This window comes from Myroides profundi (genome assembly GCF_000833025.1).
Lineage (GTDB): Bacteria > Bacteroidota > Bacteroidia > Flavobacteriales > Flavobacteriaceae > Flavobacterium > Flavobacterium profundi_A.
The window spans coordinates 295,124-312,653 of sequence record NZ_CP010817.1 but is presented as its reverse complement, the minus strand read 5'-3'; the positions used below and the strand labels follow the sequence as shown (position 1 = coordinate 312,653).

The 17,530-nt window shown below is 35.0% G+C and carries 18 protein-coding genes; 9 read left to right on the top strand and 9 right to left on the bottom strand.

What is annotated here, in order from left to right:
* Positions 1 to 27: 27 nt before the first annotated feature.
* Entirely contained in the window at positions 28 to 402 is a 375-nt protein-coding gene (locus tag MPR_RS01420; RefSeq protein ID WP_041888551.1) for a hypothetical protein, read from the bottom strand.
* 603 nt (positions 403 to 1,005) lie between these two features.
* Between MPR_RS01420 and MPR_RS01415 the strand changes: the two genes are divergently transcribed.
* The 4 genes from MPR_RS01415 to MPR_RS01400 all read left to right on the top strand — a co-directional run bounded on the left by MPR_RS01415 (position 1,006) and on the right by MPR_RS01400 (position 6,202).
* Positions 1,006 to 2,196, top strand: coding sequence for an aromatic amino acid transporter (locus MPR_RS01415; protein ID WP_041888549.1), 1,191 nt, complete (start codon positions 1,006 to 1,008; stop codon positions 2,194 to 2,196).
* Between the two features lie 123 nt (positions 2,197 to 2,319).
* Positions 2,320 to 3,492, top strand: coding sequence for a BamA/TamA family outer membrane protein (locus MPR_RS01410; protein ID WP_041888548.1), 1,173 nt, complete (start codon positions 2,320 to 2,322; stop codon positions 3,490 to 3,492).
* Positions 3,493 to 3,500: 8 nt separating this feature from the next.
* Positions 3,501 to 5,225 carry a phosphoethanolamine transferase family protein gene (locus MPR_RS01405; RefSeq protein WP_041888546.1) on the top strand — a complete coding sequence of 575 codons (1,725 nt, stop codon included), beginning with the start codon at positions 3,501 to 3,503 and terminating at the stop codon, positions 5,223 to 5,225.
* An 11-nt stretch (positions 5,226 to 5,236) separates the two neighbouring features.
* Positions 5,237 to 6,202 (top strand): PCMD domain-containing protein, encoded by a 966-nt coding sequence (locus tag MPR_RS01400; RefSeq protein WP_041888544.1) that lies wholly within the window; start codon positions 5,237 to 5,239, stop codon positions 6,200 to 6,202.
* Positions 6,203 to 6,424: 222 nt separating this feature from the next.
* Here MPR_RS01400 and MPR_RS01395 read toward each other — a convergent pair whose 3' ends face one another.
* Entirely contained in the window at positions 6,425 to 7,039 is a 615-nt protein-coding gene (locus MPR_RS01395) for an FAD-dependent oxidoreductase (protein ID WP_041888542.1), read from the bottom strand.
* A gap of 5 nt (positions 7,040 to 7,044) precedes the next feature.
* Positions 7,045 to 7,239: a hypothetical protein gene (locus tag MPR_RS01390; protein ID WP_041895094.1), complete on the bottom strand. Its 195-nt coding sequence runs from the start codon at positions 7,237 to 7,239 to the stop codon at positions 7,045 to 7,047.
* A gap of 384 nt (positions 7,240 to 7,623) precedes the next feature.
* On the opposite strand from MPR_RS01390, the gene MPR_RS01385 reads away from it, so the two are divergent.
* On the top strand, positions 7,624 to 8,199 hold the full coding sequence (locus tag MPR_RS01385) for a DUF3109 family protein (protein ID WP_036471107.1): 576 nt from the start codon (positions 7,624 to 7,626) through the stop codon (positions 8,197 to 8,199).
* Positions 8,200 to 8,201: 2 nt separating this feature from the next.
* On the opposite strand, the gene MPR_RS01380 is transcribed toward MPR_RS01385, so the two are convergent.
* Positions 8,202 to 8,639 (bottom strand): retropepsin-like aspartic protease, encoded by a 438-nt coding sequence (locus MPR_RS01380; protein WP_041888538.1) that lies wholly within the window; start codon positions 8,637 to 8,639, stop codon positions 8,202 to 8,204.
* Positions 8,640 to 8,719: 80 nt separating this feature from the next.
* Between MPR_RS01380 and MPR_RS01375 the strand changes: the two genes are divergently transcribed.
* From MPR_RS01375 to MPR_RS01360, 4 genes are all read left to right on the top strand, one after another.
* Complete coding sequence (locus tag MPR_RS01375; protein WP_006257638.1) at positions 8,720 to 9,490, top strand: TatD family hydrolase; 771 nt, start codon at positions 8,720 to 8,722, stop codon at positions 9,488 to 9,490.
* Positions 9,491 to 9,534: 44 nt separating this feature from the next.
* A complete protein-coding gene (locus MPR_RS01370) occupies positions 9,535 to 10,671 on the top strand; it encodes a 1-acyl-sn-glycerol-3-phosphate acyltransferase (protein ID WP_006262621.1) in 1,137 nt (378 codons plus the stop codon).
* Positions 10,661 to 11,689, top strand: a complete 1,029-nt coding sequence (locus tag MPR_RS01365; protein ID WP_041888537.1) for an asparaginase — start codon at positions 10,661 to 10,663, stop codon at positions 11,687 to 11,689. Before MPR_RS01370 ends, MPR_RS01365 begins: the two co-directional genes overlap by 11 nt.
* A gap of 109 nt (positions 11,690 to 11,798) precedes the next feature.
* The gene (locus MPR_RS01360; RefSeq protein ID WP_139177093.1) at positions 11,799 to 12,509 is read left to right on the top strand and encodes a hypothetical protein; all 711 of its coding nucleotides are present in this window, start codon (positions 11,799 to 11,801) and stop codon (positions 12,507 to 12,509) included.
* A 253-nt stretch (positions 12,510 to 12,762) separates the two neighbouring features.
* Here the strand turns inward: MPR_RS01360 and MPR_RS01355 are convergent, their stop codons facing one another.
* The 5 genes from MPR_RS01355 to MPR_RS01335 all read right to left on the bottom strand — a co-directional run bounded on the left by MPR_RS01355 (position 12,763) and on the right by MPR_RS01335 (position 17,374).
* A complete protein-coding gene (locus MPR_RS01355; RefSeq protein WP_041888533.1) occupies positions 12,763 to 13,575 on the bottom strand; it encodes a toxin-antitoxin system YwqK family antitoxin in 813 nt (270 codons plus the stop codon).
* A 207-nt stretch (positions 13,576 to 13,782) separates the two neighbouring features.
* On the bottom strand, positions 13,783 to 14,070 hold the full coding sequence (locus MPR_RS01350) for a Dabb family protein (RefSeq protein ID WP_041888531.1): 288 nt from the start codon (positions 14,068 to 14,070) through the stop codon (positions 13,783 to 13,785).
* A 63-nt stretch (positions 14,071 to 14,133) separates the two neighbouring features.
* Positions 14,134 to 14,985 (bottom strand): prephenate dehydrogenase, encoded by an 852-nt coding sequence (locus tag MPR_RS01345; protein WP_041888529.1) that lies wholly within the window; start codon positions 14,983 to 14,985, stop codon positions 14,134 to 14,136.
* 161 nt (positions 14,986 to 15,146) lie between these two features.
* Positions 15,147 to 16,565: an MBL fold metallo-hydrolase gene (locus MPR_RS01340; RefSeq protein WP_041888527.1), complete on the bottom strand. Its 1,419-nt coding sequence runs from the start codon at positions 16,563 to 16,565 to the stop codon at positions 15,147 to 15,149.
* A gap of 149 nt (positions 16,566 to 16,714) precedes the next feature.
* Entirely contained in the window at positions 16,715 to 17,374 is a 660-nt protein-coding gene (locus MPR_RS01335; protein WP_041888525.1) for a response regulator, read from the bottom strand.
* Positions 17,375 to 17,530 lie beyond the last annotated feature (156 nt).

Below are 17,530 nucleotides of genomic sequence, written 5' to 3'. Positions count from 1 at the left end.
GCACTGTATGAGATTATTCTAAATAATTTATGCCAATACAGGGGGAGCCCTGAGCGAAAAGTATATTTGTGAAAGAGGTATTACTCTTAGAGATACGAAGTCTTGTACCTCTTTAATCACCTTAAACTGTGAAAAATCAAATGAGAAAAATTCTGACAAAATAGCTTGATTCAAAATAGTATCACAAGCAAAACACTGATCTAACTGATCATGAACCTCTTTAAAAGTTAACTGCTCTGTAGAATCACTTCTCTTTTCATTAAAGTGAGCATGTGTACTATGTTCTCTCTCATAGCGAACTGTAGATACTAAATGCTCATAACTATGCACAAATTGAAAGACAATGGTAAACAGAACGGATACCACCAATAGAATTCTTGCTATGTTTTTCTTTCTTTGCATGATGCAAATATAAACAAGAATGAAACATATTAACAATTAAAGAGACTATATTTAATGATAAGTTTACATTAGTCCTTTTTTATTTGACAATTTTATTTTGTAATTCTCTTGTATTCATCATACTTCAGCGCTATAAATTGTCAAAAGATGAGCTATAAAAAACATAATAAAATCGCATTAAAAGAATTAATGACGCTATTTATCAGAGCATTCTAATACATTCCAAATCCTTTTATGAATCTTATTCAGAACAATTTTTTCGCCTCTACCCTACACCTTACTTATCATAAATCAATAAAGTCTTTTGTTAACAAAAGAACCAATACATACATTACCACAACTACACATTCCTTCTACTTATACTATGGATATGGGCATTTGATCCCATAGTGATCGCATTAAAACTGGTCAAAACTATGCGACCATTATGCCATCACTAGCCGATCACTATGCGACCACTGCCTAAAAAGTTGTCTCGTCCTACTATAGCTGTACAGTTCCTGTTTACCCCTCATACCTCTAACTGTACAAATGTGTTCAGCCTAAACCAAAAATTATTGTTTGTGTTTTGTTACCTTTGTTTTTCATAAAAAATCATTAATAATGAATAGCAGACTATTAGGTAGTATATTAATCATAGCGGGTTCTTCTATCGGCGGAGGAATGTTAGCTATGCCTATCACATCAGCAGGAGTAGGCTTTATAGGAGCTACATTACTGTTATTTATCATTTGGTTTGCGATGTGTTATACTGCATTATTGATGGTTCGTATTTATGATTTTAATAGTCCTAAAGATGGCTTTGATACCTTGACTAGAAAGTATGCAGGATTCACTGTGAACAGAATAGCAGGGCTAAGTCTTATGTTCCTAATCTATGGGCTAACAGCTGCATATATGTCTGGCGGAGGGACAATCCTAAAGACGAATATAGACCTCCTACTAGACACTAATCTAGACGACCGCTTAGCTGTGCTTATCTTCTCAGCTATATTCAGTACTATTGTGATTATTGGGACGAGATGGGTAGATTGGTTTACTCGTATTCTTTTTACAGGTAAGCTTATCTTCTTAGCACTATTAGTGATCGTTATGACTCCTCTGATAGAAGGAGCAAATCTACTTCACATGCCCTTATCACAAGGTCTAGTGATTATGTCTATCCCTGCGATATTCACCTCTTTTGGTTTTCATGGAAGTATCCCTAGTATCGTTGATTATCTAGAGGGGAATAAGAAACAATTAAAAAGAGCCTTTATACTAGGAAGCTTACTACCCTTAGTGATTTATTTAGTTTGGCAGATCGTTATATTAGGAACTTTAGATCAAACTGTCTTTATGCAGATATTGCAAGAACACTCTGAGGTAAAAGGGTTATTACTTAGTATACGAGAGTTGTCGCACTCTACGTATATAGAGACTTTATTTAGTTTCTTTGCAGCAGCAGCATTAGGTACCTCTTTCTTAGGAGTAAGTATTGGATTATTAGATTACTATAAAGATTTGTTTAAAAATAAGTCAAAAAAATTAATCAAGCCTCTAGCTGCTATCTGTACATTCATACCGCCACTACTATTTGCACTCTTCTATCCAGAAGGTTTTATCTTGGCATTAGGATATGCAGCGATAGCAGGTGTTATACTTGCATTAGTCATTCCTGTGGTACTATATTTAAAGGCAATGAGATTTCACAAAATCAAAATTTCGTTGTTACAATATTTCATTATCGGTTTTATATTAATACTTTCTTTAGTAATAGTATTTGCACAACTATTAGTCGTTAGCAAAAGCTAAAACCTAAATGTTTTATAAACTTTCTAAAAGTTAGTTAAGAAACGTTTTGTATCATTTTAATTTAGGACTTTACGAGATTCAAAGACCTAGAAATTGCGTAAATTTGCAAGCTTAAATTATTTTATGATAAACAAATACTTACTAACAACAATATTCGTTATCACACTGATAACGAACACCGTATCTTTTGCACAACAAAGTGCAGATGTAATCTCTAATGAAGAACAACGGGATAGCACGGCAGCTAAAAAGAAATTTTTTGAACGTGTAGTTTCTTATTTTGAAGAAGCTAAAAAAGATAAATCACAGAGTAAATTTGACCTTTCATTCATAGGGGGGCCAAGCTACTCTGTAGATACTAAACTAGGACTAGGGATAGTCGCTTCTGGACTATACAGAGTAGATAAAGAGAACCTAGACTTACCCCCTTCTGATCTCGCTATTTATACTAACTTTACTACAAGTGGATTCTTTGCTATCGGAGTAGAGAACACAACAATATTTCCTAATGATGACTACCGATTTCACTACGATATGGCATTTAAATATATGCCTAGTAAATACTATGGTATAGGATACGAGGCAGGTAGCCAAGGAGACTATGTGAAGTACGACGAATATCACTTAGGCTTGAAATTTGATGTATTGAGAAAAGTGTTGCCTAATACGTATGTAGGATTAGTCTTTTCTGCTCAAAATATCCAGAGTAGAAACTTCAGAGATATGGAGGTAAGACCTGATACAGACTCTAAAGATACGGCTATCGGAGGAGGATTTATCGCGTCATACGACAGTAGAGACTTTATTCCTAACCCGAGTAAAGGAATCTTTATCCAATACGAGCAGACTTTTTTCCCAAAAACATTGGGAAGTAATAAGCACTTCGGAAAGATTAACTTTACAGCGCGTGCATACCAAGAGGTATGGAAAGATGGTCTAATAGCCTTCGACTTAAATGGAGAGTTTAACAATGGTGAAGTGCCATGGACAATGCTTTCTAAACTAGGAGGAGCTAGACAGATGAGAGGGTACTACAGTGGGCAATATCGAGATAGAAAACAGATTAATACACAGGTAGAACTAAGACAAAAAATACATAACCGACATGGTGTAGCTGTATGGGGTGGTGCAGGTAATGTGTTTGAGAATATGGACAAATTTGACTGGAGCCATACCTTACCTACTTATGGTATAGGATATAGATGGGAGTTTAAAAATAGAGTAAACGTACGTCTTGACTATGGTTTTGGTAAAGGTCAGAGTGGTTTCTACTTTAATATCTATGAATCGTTTTAAGGGATAAAATGACTGAACAATTAAATAAAAAAGGATTCTTTAGCAGAATCATAAATAACCCAATCGCCTTGTTTTGGTTCTATATTGCTGTCAATATGGTTCCGAGCATTTACTTTGTCTTTACACAGCCTGTGGATGTATTAGGTAAGATTGTAGTCATACTATTCCCATTGGGACTGTTCATGACAATATTTTCTGCGTTTAAAAATTCGGGAGCATGGTTATTATTATGTTTTCCATTTCTGTTTTTGCACGCTTTCCAGATTGTGTTATTCTACCTATTCGGAGAAGATGTGATAGCAGCAGATATGTTTCTAAACGTAGCAACTACGAATACTTCAGAAATAAATGAACTACTAGGTAGTCTATTGCCTTCTATCGCCTTTGTGTGTTTCTTATACATTCCACCTATCGTATTCGCTATACTTCAGTGGAAGAGAAAGAACTTCTTAGACTGGAGCTTTAGAAGACAGACTCTATTACCTGCAGTACTTTTATTAATAGCGTCACTAGTATTATCATTCTTCAGTGCGAATAAGAACTCAGGTACATTTGCCTTTAACCAAGATGTGTATCCTATCAATGCGTTACACAACTTAGGATTCGCAGTGAATAAATGGGATAAGGTCAATCGATACCCTGAGACCTCTAAGAACTTTACCTTTAAAGCCACTAGAGACAGTATCTCTACTGACAAAAGACAGATATATGTACTGATCATAGGTGAGACGAGTAGAGCTGACAACTGGTCTCTGTATGGATATGATCGCGAGACCAACCCTAAATTAAAGAATGAGAAGAACTTAGTCGTATTCAAAGATGCGCTAACACAATCGAATACGACTCATAAGAGTGTTTCAATCATCTTATCAGAAGCAGAGGCAGAAAACTATAATTCTATCTATGTCAAAAAAGGTATTGTACACGCGTTTAAAGAAGCTGGCTTTACCACAATATCACTATCTAATCAGGCTGAGAACTCTTCGTTTATAGAATACTTCACTAAAGAAGCAGATATCTATAAGACGATACGCACTACTGATAGCCATACACGTATGACAGAGAATCACTATGATGAAGAATTAGTAGGCTTAATGCAAAAACACATTCAGGAGACTACTGGAGATCTATTCATCTTATTACACACCTATGGGTCACACTTTAAGTATATGGAGCGCTACCCTGAGAGCTTCAGACAGTTCACTCCTGATGAGATAGGTGGTGTAAAGAAATCTGAGAAAGAACACCTAGTCAATGCGTATGACAACTCTATCTTATACACAGATCACTTCTTAGCTAAAACGATAGAAGCCCTGAAACAGACGAATGAGGAAGTAGCCATGCTATATACTTCTGACCATGGTGAAGACTTATTCGACGATGATAGAAATAGGTTCTTACACGCTTCGCCAAGCCCAACCTACTATCAGCTAAGAATACCATTCTTAATGTGGTTCTCAGATGAGTATATCACCAATAATGAGAAGAGAATGACCGCAGTACAAGAGAATAAAAACAAGCCTATCTCTACGAATGCAGTATTCCATACGATGATCAATGCAGCACATATTCGCACTTCTTATCTAGAAAAGGACTTATCGTTAGTCAATAGAGCTTTTAATGCAGAAGCTCGTATGTATTTAAATGACCACGATATCGCTGTTCCTTATACTAAAATGAACTTGAAGAAAGAAGATTTCGAAATGCTGAAAAAGAATAATATTAAAGAATAAACAACAAAACAATGATACACAAAACTAAACTAAAGATACTAGCCCTAGCAATGTGTACTATGCCACTGCTAGCTACGGCGCAGAGTGAAAAAGTAGAGTCTATAAAACTAGGTAATATGGATCACTGGATGGTACGCGAGATTAAAGAATCGTTTATCATCGGGGGTAATACACAATACCTATACGAGATCACTGAAACAAAAGATACGCTAAAAGACAATACACCTTATAAGAATAAAAAGTCTCCTTGGGCTACCTCATCTGTACTAGCTACTGTAAGTGGTATAACGAAAGGGAGTGTAACGGTATTCCCTGAAAAAAGAGATAATGGGTACGCTGCTCGTTTAGAGACTCGTATAGAGAAAGTGAAAGTACTAGGGGTAATTAATATCAATGTACTCGCTAGTGGAACAATCTTCTTAGGAGAAATGATAGAACCTATCACAGATACTAAAAACCCTCAAAGTAAACTAGTAACAGGTATTCCTTTTACTAAAAAGCCTAAAGCACTACAGTTCGACTATAAAGTAACTACTGGTGGTCCTTCTAAACGTGTGAATGGTATGGGAAGCGGAACTGATGCTAAGCGAAATGATAAAGCTGAGATACAGATTCTACTACAAAAGAGATGGGAAGACAAAGATGGAAATGTGTATGCTAAACGTATAGGTACGGGATGGGAACTGATGGATAAGTCTGTAAAAACATGGCAAAACAAACACCGTCTGACTGTAAACTATGGTGATATCACGAAGCAGAGTTACTATGGTGCTCACATGGCACTGAGAACAGGTAGCAATGCATACTACACTAGAAATAGCAAAGGTAAGATGGTGCCGATCATAGAAGAAGGTTGGGGTACTGCTGATGACGAGGTAACTCACCTAATCGTACAATTCTCTTCTAGTAATGGAGGGGCGTATATCGGTAATACGGATAGCCGTTTATGGATAGATAATGTAGGATTGGTTTATTAAACCCACATTACGCATTAGCCAAATACTACAAAGCAATTCTACTTCATAGTTCTTTCATTAGCTCTAAAACCATACTATAGTATCCTTTTATCACTAATTCAGACCTATTTTGTATAATTACTTTTCGTTTATATGTCTATTGCATAATCTAGGTTAAAAAATATCAATACAAAAAAAAGAGGTAGTTTAATCTGGATTAAACTACCTCTTTTTTTTATCTTATTACTTCACTCTAGTACTATCATGGCTATGTGTTTCTATTCCCCCATTCCACAAAGTCAGAATGTCTGTAGCTACAGCAGCTCCACTACCTGCAGCTATTGCTAACTGACTTCTATGTCCTGCTAATGTTCCTGCCACATAAACTCCTTCTGTCACTAAATGATCTTCGTTTCTCAACTGGATTCTATTCTTAGCAGCTAGTGACTTCTTATGTGGTATCACATATTCCATTAATCCTTCTACTTCAAAAGTAGGACTAGAATTAATAGCTACTACTACAAGTGAAGTATAGTATACTTCCTTATTCGTCTTAACTTCAAATACTCCATCTCTCTTCTGTACAGAAATAACCTTCTCACCTGCGATTTGGTCAATGTGGTTGTAGTAATTTAAGTCTTCTATAGACTGTTCTAATAGGTCTTTTCCTAAAGTTCCTTGTTTTACTCCATAAGCATTATAGAAGATAGCATCTTGAAGCATTGAGCTCTTCTGATGCATAATAATACCTACTTTCTTATCTGTTACAAAAGGTTTCTTTACAGCACTACCAATAACTTGTGCACAAGAAACTCCTGATACACCTCCCCCTATGATTAGTACATCGAATACTTCCATAGGTCTTATTTTGTTTTATCGTTTATCATTTTAGATGTACGGTAAATCAATAAGATGCATACTGCACAAAGCAAGGCTACAATACCTATTAATGCGATTAGACTATCCCCTTGGAATAGGTTATTAAAGTCTAACATTGTGATATTTAATACAATCAATGCAACTACAAATGCTATAACTATGTAACTAAAAATTTTCATTTCGAATGATAAAGAATTTGATTTTACCATCCGAAAGTACAAAAAAACCACCACTCGGACAATCCTTTAACATTACCACTATATATTTTAACAACGAGATATTAAAGTCATAAAACGTGGTTTTTCACTATTTTTATCAAGAAGTCATCACTATTGTTGAATCTCACCTCATAGATATAAGCGCTAATATGAAATAATCTAAAAAATATTAACACGTAAAATAATAGCGTAATTAACACTATTCTACTGATCTGATACAACTATCTTATATTATGAACTTTATATTCATCCTAAATTACTTAGTGAAAAAGGTTAATCTAAAGGGTAAGTCTCTTTATTACATAAAGATTTGTAATTTTGCAGCCAATTAATTATAATATTCAGATGTTTCAAATAGGAAAAACAATCGTATCAGAAGAAGTTCTAGAAAAAGAATTCGTATGTAACCTTTCGGCTTGTAAAGGGGAGTGCTGTATAGACGGAGATGCAGGAGCACCTGTAGAAGATGATGAAGTAGAGATACTTAGAGCTGTATATGATAAAGTAAAACCTTTCTTACGTCCTGAAGGTATTAAGGCAATAGAAGAACAAGGTACATCTGTATATGGTGATGATGATGAGTATGAGACTCCTCTAATAGAAGGTGGAGAATGTGCTTATGTAATCTACGAAAATGAAATGGCACTATGTGGAATAGAGAAAGCGTATAACGAAGGTCTAATCGACTGGAAAAAGCCTATCTCATGTCACTTATATCCTATACGTATCAAAGAGTTCTCTTCTTTCTCTGCTGTGAACTATCACAAATGGCATATCTGTAGTGATGCTTGTACGCTAGGTCAAGAGTTAAGTGTACCTGTATATAAGTTCTTAAAAGCCCCTCTAATCAGAAAATATGGTGAAGACTGGTATAAAGAATTAGAACTAGTAGCAGAAGAGTGGAGTAAATCAAGACAATAGATTTATTGAATATAAAGCACTTGCTCTTTATAATCAATAATTGCATTCCCTTGTAGTAATACATCTGAGCCTATAATCCCGTGTACAGTCTTTACTTTATACTCTATTAAGGCAACATTGACATGAGTTAAATCTATAATTACTAGGTTAAAACTCTTGTTATGCCAACGGCTCATTTGTAAATGATTATGATAAGCTACTTGGGTATGCATTCCATTAGCTCCTGCACCTGAAGCTTTAGTAGATGAGTTCTCAGGAAAAATATTAAAATGGTCTATATGACTAAAATCAATACAACTATTAGATGCTCCTGTATCTAGGATAAAGTCTCCTAGGATTCCATTGATTTTAGCCTTGATAAAAAGGTGGTTCGTTTTAGATATTTTAAACTTAATTTTCTTATATCCTCCCTTTTTTAATATATCTTTCATGTTTTCCATCAATCAAATGTAGTTTAAATTCTTTTTAAAAGGTACTTTTGTAGCATTAATCTAACATTATAGAAAAATACAATATTAGAATGATATTTACTGACACGCATACACATTTATACTCAGATGCTTTTGCAGAAGATCGTAAAGAAACAATAAATCGTGCAATATCTAGTGGAGTTACGCGTTTTTTTATACCAGCGATAGATTCAAGTTACAGCAATGCAATGTTTGAACTAGAGCAAGAGTTCCCTAATAATGTATTTCTTATGATGGGACTACATCCTACTGATGTAAAGCCAGAAACGTATAAAGAGGAGTTAGCTTACGTAGAGCGTGAACTCGAACGACGTACTTATTACGCTGTAGGAGAGATAGGCATTGACCTGTATTGGGATAAAAGTACTTTAGCCATACAGCAAGAAGCTTTTCAATATCAAATACAATTGGCAAAGAAATATAAATTGCCTATTAATATACACTGTCGAGATGCTTTTGACGAAGTGTTCGAAGTACTAGAACGAGAAAAAGGAGAAGGCCTTAGAGGGATATTCCACTGCTTCACAGGTACAGAAGAGCAAGCGCTAAAAGCTATTTCTTATAACCTAAAGCTAGGTATAGGTGGGGTAGCAACGTTTAAAAATGGTAAAATAGATCAGTTTTTAAACAAAATACCGCTAGAGCATATCGTATTAGAGACTGATTCTCCGTACCTTGCACCTGTCCCTTTTAGAGGAAAAAGAAATGAAAGTGCATATATCGTAAATATTGCAGAAAAATTAGCCGATATTTACGCGCTTCCTCTAGAAGAGATAGCAAAACAAACTACAGCAAATTCAATAGCTGTGTTTGGAATTTAAAACACGAAAACAACATAACTTGTTTATAATAATACATTACACTAATGTCTAAGTTTGATTCTATACGCCACTACCACGATCACGAGGTACACGAAGTCTTGCAACAGATTTCTAAACACCCAATGATAAAAGCGTTAATGGGATATACTTTTCCTAATAAAACGGAAGAGGAATGGATGAATGCCTTAAAGGAAGTAAAGTCTATTCAACAATTTCAAGATGATTTTGCCTACCACTCTATTCAACGAATCCTAGAGAAAAGCTCTAATGGTTTGACAACTTCTGGGTTTGATAAATTAGATAAAGACACAGCTTATCTATACGTATCTAACCATAGAGATATCCTTATGGATACTTCTCTTCTCAACGTTGCTCTTAAAGACAATAAATTAGTTATGACAGCCTCTGCTATAGGGGATAACCTAGTGCAGAAATCATTTTTACTAGCGCTAGCTAAAGTAAATAGAAACTTCTTAGTTAAACGTGGATTACCACCTAGAGAACTATTAGAAAGTTCTAAACTAATGTCTGAATATATACAACATCTTTTATTCGAAGAGAACAGATCTGTGTGGATAGCACAGAGAGAAGGACGTACCAAAGATGGAAATGATGCAACTCATCAGGGAGTGCTGAAGATGATCGGAATGGCGTCTGATGAGGCTAACTTAATGGACTACTTCAAAAAAGTGAAGATAGTACCTGTATCTATCTCATATGAGTATGATCCTACGGATGCACTTAAGATGCCTCAGCTATTAGCTAAAGCGAATGATGAAGTATATATCAAAGATAAGAATGAAGACTTTATCAACTTATACAGTGGAATCATCGGTCAAAAACGTGGTATTCATATCCATGTAGGAGATGTTCTAGACCAAGAATTAGATAATATTAAAAACACTGTAGATAAGACTAATAAGCAAATGCAAGCTGTAGCTACAGAAATAGATAAGTCTATTATTGCTAACTATTTCTTATGGCCTACTAACTATATTGCTTATGATATTATGCATAACAGCAATAAGTTCGCTGATAAATATACAGAGAAAGAGAGGCAATTATTTGAAAGACGTCTTGAACTACGTGTAGATAAAGAGAACAAAATAATCGTAGATGGCTTCTTAGCTATGTATGCTAATCCTGTTATTAATAAACTAAAATTGAGTGATGAACAATAGTCCTGCTATTCTTTTAATCTATACTGGTGGAACTATCGGTATGGTAAAAGACTTTAAAACAGGTGCTTTACGTGCGTTCAATTTTGATCAGTTAGTAGAGCGTATACCTGAGTTACACATGCTAGAGTGTTCGATAGAGACCTATTCATTCGAAACACCGATAGACTCTTCTGATATGAGCCCTGCCTTATGGGGGAAGATGGCAAGTGTAGTAGAAGAGAACTATGATAAGTTTGACGGATTCGTTATTCTACACGGTTCGGATACGATGTCATACTCAGCATCTGCACTAAGCTTTATGCTTCAGAACTTGCGCAAACCTGTAATATTAACAGGTTCTCAGCTTCCTATTGGAGACTTGCGTACAGATGCTAAAGAAAACCTTATCACGGCTATTCAGGTAGCTGCTGTACAAGAGAACAATACTCCTGTCATTCAGGAGGTATGTTTATACTTTGAATACAAATTATATAGAGGAAATAGAACTTCTAAAGTAAGTGCTGAATTATTTAATGCGTTTACCTCTCCTAATATTGCTCATTTAGCAGAATCAGGAGTGAACCTGCGTATCAATAAACCTCTACTCAACTATACACATACTCAAGAACCATTACTCGTACATAAAGAAATGTCTAGTAATGTGATGATTCTAAAGATATTCCCTGGTATACAGCAGAATGTATTAGAGGCTATTCTAAATATTAAAGATCTTGAAGGAATCGTACTTGAGACTTATGGAGCTGGTAATGCACCTACTGAAGCATGGTTCTTAACAACATTAGGACAGGCTATTAAAAAGGGACTTAAAGTAATCAACGTTACTCAGTGTTCTAGCGGTAGTGTACATATGGGTAAATATGAGACAAGTACAGAGCTAAAAGAAATAGGCGTTATCTCTGGTAAAGATATTACCACAGAGGCTGCCATTACTAAGCTAATGTTCTTACTCAAACAAAAAGACTTAACAGACTTTAAAACTGCTTTCGAGACTCCTATCTGTGGAGAAATGGAAGAATAACAATACTAAAAGCTCTTGGAAATACTCTAAGAGCTTTTTTAATACAACTAATAACTTGTAATATATCTTATTACAATACTAATCGAAACCACTTATTCTACTCAAAAATATGAAGCAAATCATAGCACTACTTGTCTTAGTATGCACAGCTATCTCAATGAACGCTCAAGAACAGGAACTTAGAGAGGAGATTATCTTACAAGGATATCCTTTCAAAATATATACGCAAATCATCAAAACAGATACAACTGAAGAAACAGATTATATCATAGTAGGCGACATATCTAGAACTGCGCTATCTGCAGAAGTTAGAGACTTAAGCACCAATACTACCATCACTAATGGTATCTACAGAAAGAACGATACCGAACTACATCATATCGAATATGATCTTATAAACAATAAACTACACCATAAGGTCTATACACCTAATGATAAGGGGATATTAATGAAGGTAAAAGAAGTAAGAGATCTAACAGAACATCCTGCTGACTTACCTCCTAAGTTTAAAGATAACAAACCTATCGCTCCTGTATTCCCTGGAGGAGATAGAGCTTTAGTAGAATGGACTTATCACAATATCATCTCAATACTGAATGAAGAAAATATACAATTAGCTTCTGATGCAAGACTGACATTAAGTGTTAACCTAGATGGTACAGCAGAACCTATCAATATGTATTTACTAGAAGTTCCTTCAACTATCGAAGATAAAATACTTCAACAGGTTAAGAATATGCCTCTATTTATCACTAAAGTACAGGGCTATAATGTATCAGGTATGGTTATCATCCCTATAGGTGCATTTATGCAAGATTAAAAACAAAAGCTCTTAGAGAATCTCTAAGAGCTTTTGTTTTATTATATTATTTTAGTTCAGGAAGACTCTCTAGCATACGTATATTAAGTATTATCTTTCCTTTTTCTCTTATTACAAGAGTTTCCTTATTCACCAAAAATTATAGTTCCTCTTCAAATCAAATGCTTTATCTGTAGGTATATAATTACTAAATAGCATCATTACACCTAAAAGAAGAGTTATTCTCTTTTGCATTAATTAATTGTTGATTAGATTACTGTCTCACACCATTCTTGTATGTTTCTTCCTTCTTCACATCTCCTCTAGAAGTCCATTCAGTCCATTTACCATCCTTCTGTCCATTCAGATATTTTCCTTTAGCTTTTGGCTTTTTAGAATCAGCCCATTCTTCAGTGTAATCACCATCTTTATTTCCTTTGTCATTATAATTACAAGTGATAAAGAAATCACCATTGTTAGACGAAATCAATGAACGCTCTTTACCGATCTGTTTTCCATTGACGAATGTACGTTCATACTTCATCTTTCCTTCATTAGTGAATGCCTTAGACACACCATCTTCTTTACCTTGTTTAAAGTTTCGCTCTTGCTCTACCTGACCACTAGTATAGTAAGTAACGCGTTTTGTCATACTATTATCTGCATATACCTCCATCTCACGTTTATTTCCATTACTACTGAAGTATATCCACTCTCCGTGTTTCTTACCCATCTTCATATTCCCTTCATATTCCGGCTTACCAGTTGCCACAAAGAAAGCTTGTTGCTTGCCATCCATGTACCCATTTTTAAAATTAAGTAATTCTTTCAACTTACTTTTATCGTAGTACTCCCATTTACCATTTAACATACCATCCTTTAAGTCCACATCTATATACTGTTCGGTTACTCCGTTTATGATTCGTTTCTTTCCATTAAGAGGAGTAGATGACTTAACTTCTTTAATATAGCGTTGGCCATCTCCAAGATTGACAATTTCTATATCTGTAAAATCTATTTTAGTCTGTGCTGTAACCGTTAGTACAGGCAACATTAAACACAATAATGACAGGGCTATTCTTTTCATATAACACTTTAATCAATTACTATTTTAAGTTAAATTTAAACATAAAATATCAATATAAAACTAAAAACACACACATTAAGTCTTCAATCCTATTATTTACACCAATAAAAAAAGCAGCTTATCCCATTGGACAAACTGCTTTTAAACTAAAATCGATAACTAAATAACTAACTTTTTATACAAAAAAAGCTGTACTATTATACATCACTAGTAGTCTATGGCTACTCTCTCTGTTACTACTGATTTAATAAAATCAACTACTTTTAGATGCTCAGGGTGTTTTGCATAAATATCTAAGTCTTGAAGATTCTTAAATGTTGTATGTAAAATCACTTCGAAGTTTTTTGGATCTGCTTCAGGGTCATTAAATGATACAGCGATAGATTCTAGTACCTCTATCTTTCCTTTTAAATCTTCTAATAGTCGTTTTATTTCTAATTTATTGGCTTCTTTATTTTCATCTTTCAGCCTCCACATCACTATATGTGTAATCATAATGTCTATTTTTTATTGAACTAACAAGTTAATCAAAACTACTTTATCTTTAGCACTCTCTACTTATTTTTTCAATTTATCCTTTATGCGATTTGCCTCTGCTATAAAACCAGCCAATCCCTTAGTATCTCCTGCTTCTAAATACGTTTTGAACTGAGTTAACTTCTCCAGATATGTATCTAAAATAGGCAATACATGCTCTGCATTCTGCTCAAAAATAGGCAACCACATATCTACTGAACTCTTTGCTAATCGAACAGTAGAAGCAAACCCTCCTGCTGCTAGATTAAAGATAGCTGTATCATCTTTCTCTTTATCTAAGACTGCTACTGCCAGTGCATAAGATATCGCATGAGACAGATGAGACACATATCCTACATGTTCATCGTGCGAGTCAGCATCCATTAAAATCATGCGCATCTCTAAGTGATAATATAGTTCAGAGATTGCATTTAGGGCTTTAGGATTAGACTTTTCAGGGTTACAGATGATTGCCACCCTATCTTTAAACAACCCTTTAAACGCCGCCTCTGGTCCACTAAACTCTGTACCTGCCATCGGATGCGTAGCTACGAATTGCCCTCTTCTGCTATGCCCTTCTATCTCTTTATCTAATAAAGACTTCGTAGACCCCACATCCATTACATACTGTCCATCTCCTACTCTGTCTAACACATACGACACCAGTTTCACACTCGCATTCACTGGTGTTGCTATAATGATAATATCTGATTTCTCTATTAACGCATCTAGTTCTACGATTTCGTCTGCGATACGTAGTTCTAATGCCTTACTGGCATTGCGCTCAGATAAATCTGAAGCCAATACCTTCGTTACAAACCCTTTTTCTTTAAGGTCTAAAACGATAGACCCTCCGATTAGTCCTACACCTACTAATCCTACTATTTTTGCCATATTACGTCTATTATGATAAACAAAGCTATAAATACCTACTCTGTTTCAGCATAATTTCTTTCCTTTTTTTTAACTTTTCTAACTTTTGTTCTCGATTGTGTTTTACAACACGTAAACTAACTAACCTTTATAACTCTATCTTGAGAACAACATGAAGACAGTTATAACATAGATGTAGGACACACAAAGTCTGTATGGTCTAGTGTACTCTCCTTACTTATCGCATTATATCCCCCTAACACATCCACTAGATTCGTAATTCCATACTTATATAATATAGATGCAGCCATCATACTTCTATATCCTCCAGCACAGTAGATGATATACTTCTTATCTCTTGATAGTACATTAATTTTATCTTCTAATTCATTCAGCGGAAGACTCACTGAATCTTCTAGATGCTCTGATCTAAACTCATTTATCTTACGCACGTCTAACAGTACTCCTTTATCCTCTAGATACAACCTATCCATCTCTTGAGGCGTTATACGAGTAATCGTATCTATTGGCTCACCTGCACTCTTCCATGCTTCTATTCCACCTTCTAGATACCCTATCGTATTATCATATCCTACTCTGGATAATCTAATCATACTCTCCTCTTCTTTACCCAACTCTGTAATTAGAACGATAGGTGCTTTTATATCTTTTATCAATTCACCTACCCAAACAGCGAACTGACCATTTAGCCCAATATTAATACTACTAGGTATAAAGCCCTCTGAGAACGTCTGTGGCATACGTGTATCTAACAGAATCACTTCTTTCTTCTTCATCTGTTCCTTCACAGCCTCTACACTCAGCGGAGTTTTCCCTCTATCTAAGATTGTATCTAGCTGCTCGTATCCCGTTATGTTCATCAATACATTTTTAGGAAAATACTGAGGCGGTGTTGCTAATCCAGTTAATAACTCTACTACGAACTCATCTTCTGTCATATCAGCACGTAGCGCATAGTTCGTTTTTTTCTGATTACCTAAGGTATCCACCGTTTCCTTACTCATATTCTTACCACAGGCAGACCCTGCACCATGATTAGGATACACGATTACATCATCAGGTAACACCATAATTTTATTACGAAGTGATTGGAATAAATGTCTAGCCAATATCTCTTCTGTAATCTCAGATTTAACTAGCTGTACTAAGTCAGGACGACCTACATCTCCGATGAATAGTGTATCTCCACTAATGATTGCGTGCTCTTTACCCTCTTCATCTATAATAAGATAGGTACTACTCTCCATCGTATGTCCTGGAGTATGTAATACTTTTATCTGAATGTTCCCAAGTTTAAACACTTGATTATCTTCTGCTATAATAGCTTCATAGCTAGGAGCCGCAGTAGGTCCGAACACAATCTTCGCTCCTGTCTTCTCCATAATATCAAGGTGTCCACTCACAAAGTCTGCATGAAAGTGTGTTTCGAATACATACTTAATTACTGCATTATCGCTTTTAGCTCTTTCTAGATAAGGCTCTACATCTCGAAGAGGGTCAAATATTGCCGCCTCACCATTACTCTCTACATAATAAGCAGCATGTGCAATACAGCCCGTATATATCTGTTCTATTTTCATATCTTACTTTTTTTCGAGATTAAAAGTACTATTGATCACCAAGCAAAAAAATGACAATTATCATAGTTACAAATAATTAGAGCTAAAAATAAAAGTAACAAACCTTTATATAAACAAAAAGCACTCTTTACAGAGTGCTTTATCATGACTTATACGAAACCTTCTTTTAGTACTAATTGTATTAGATTAGCAGTATCCGATACTTCGAACACATGCTTCATCTTTGCCAATCTTTTCTTGATAGCAGGGTTAGATAGTGGAATGTGATTTTCTAATTCTTGTAGTTTATATCCTTTAGATAACAACACTAGAATCTCTCTATTATAATCATCATACATCACTTCTTTTCTTACTATTTCATTTAAGCAGTGCTTCACGATATCACTCTGATAACGGTCTCCTATCAATACGCGTTTTACGATATCTAATAAGTTATCAGGTGTTATCTCATGCTTACTTACTAACCCATCAGGTCTAATGTTTTTAACGATATTATAGATTGTAATCACTTCCGTATGACCTGTCAGAATAATAGTCTTACAGTAAGGCATTACTTTCTTTATATAAGCAACTATATCTCCTCCATCTCGTAATAATGCTCCTTCCTTACTAGGCAAAGAAAAATCAACAATAGCAAGGTCAAATAGATCACCCCGTTCCACTGCAGCGTCTATAGTTTCTTTGGCAAGTAAACAGTCAAAAGACTTTTCAAAGACAACCTCACCAAGTCCTAATTTATCTTTAGAGAGCGCCAGCACATATCCTTCTACGATAAGAGGATGGTCATCTATTAACAGTATTCTGCACATAATAATCGAGTTTTGAGAATCATACTACAAATTTAAACATTAAACTAGTATATAAAGACTTATTTATGATAAGATACGACTTTTTATACACAATCTATCAACAATTTACATAATATTACAAATTGACGAGATTGAATATACAAAAAAAGCACCAAG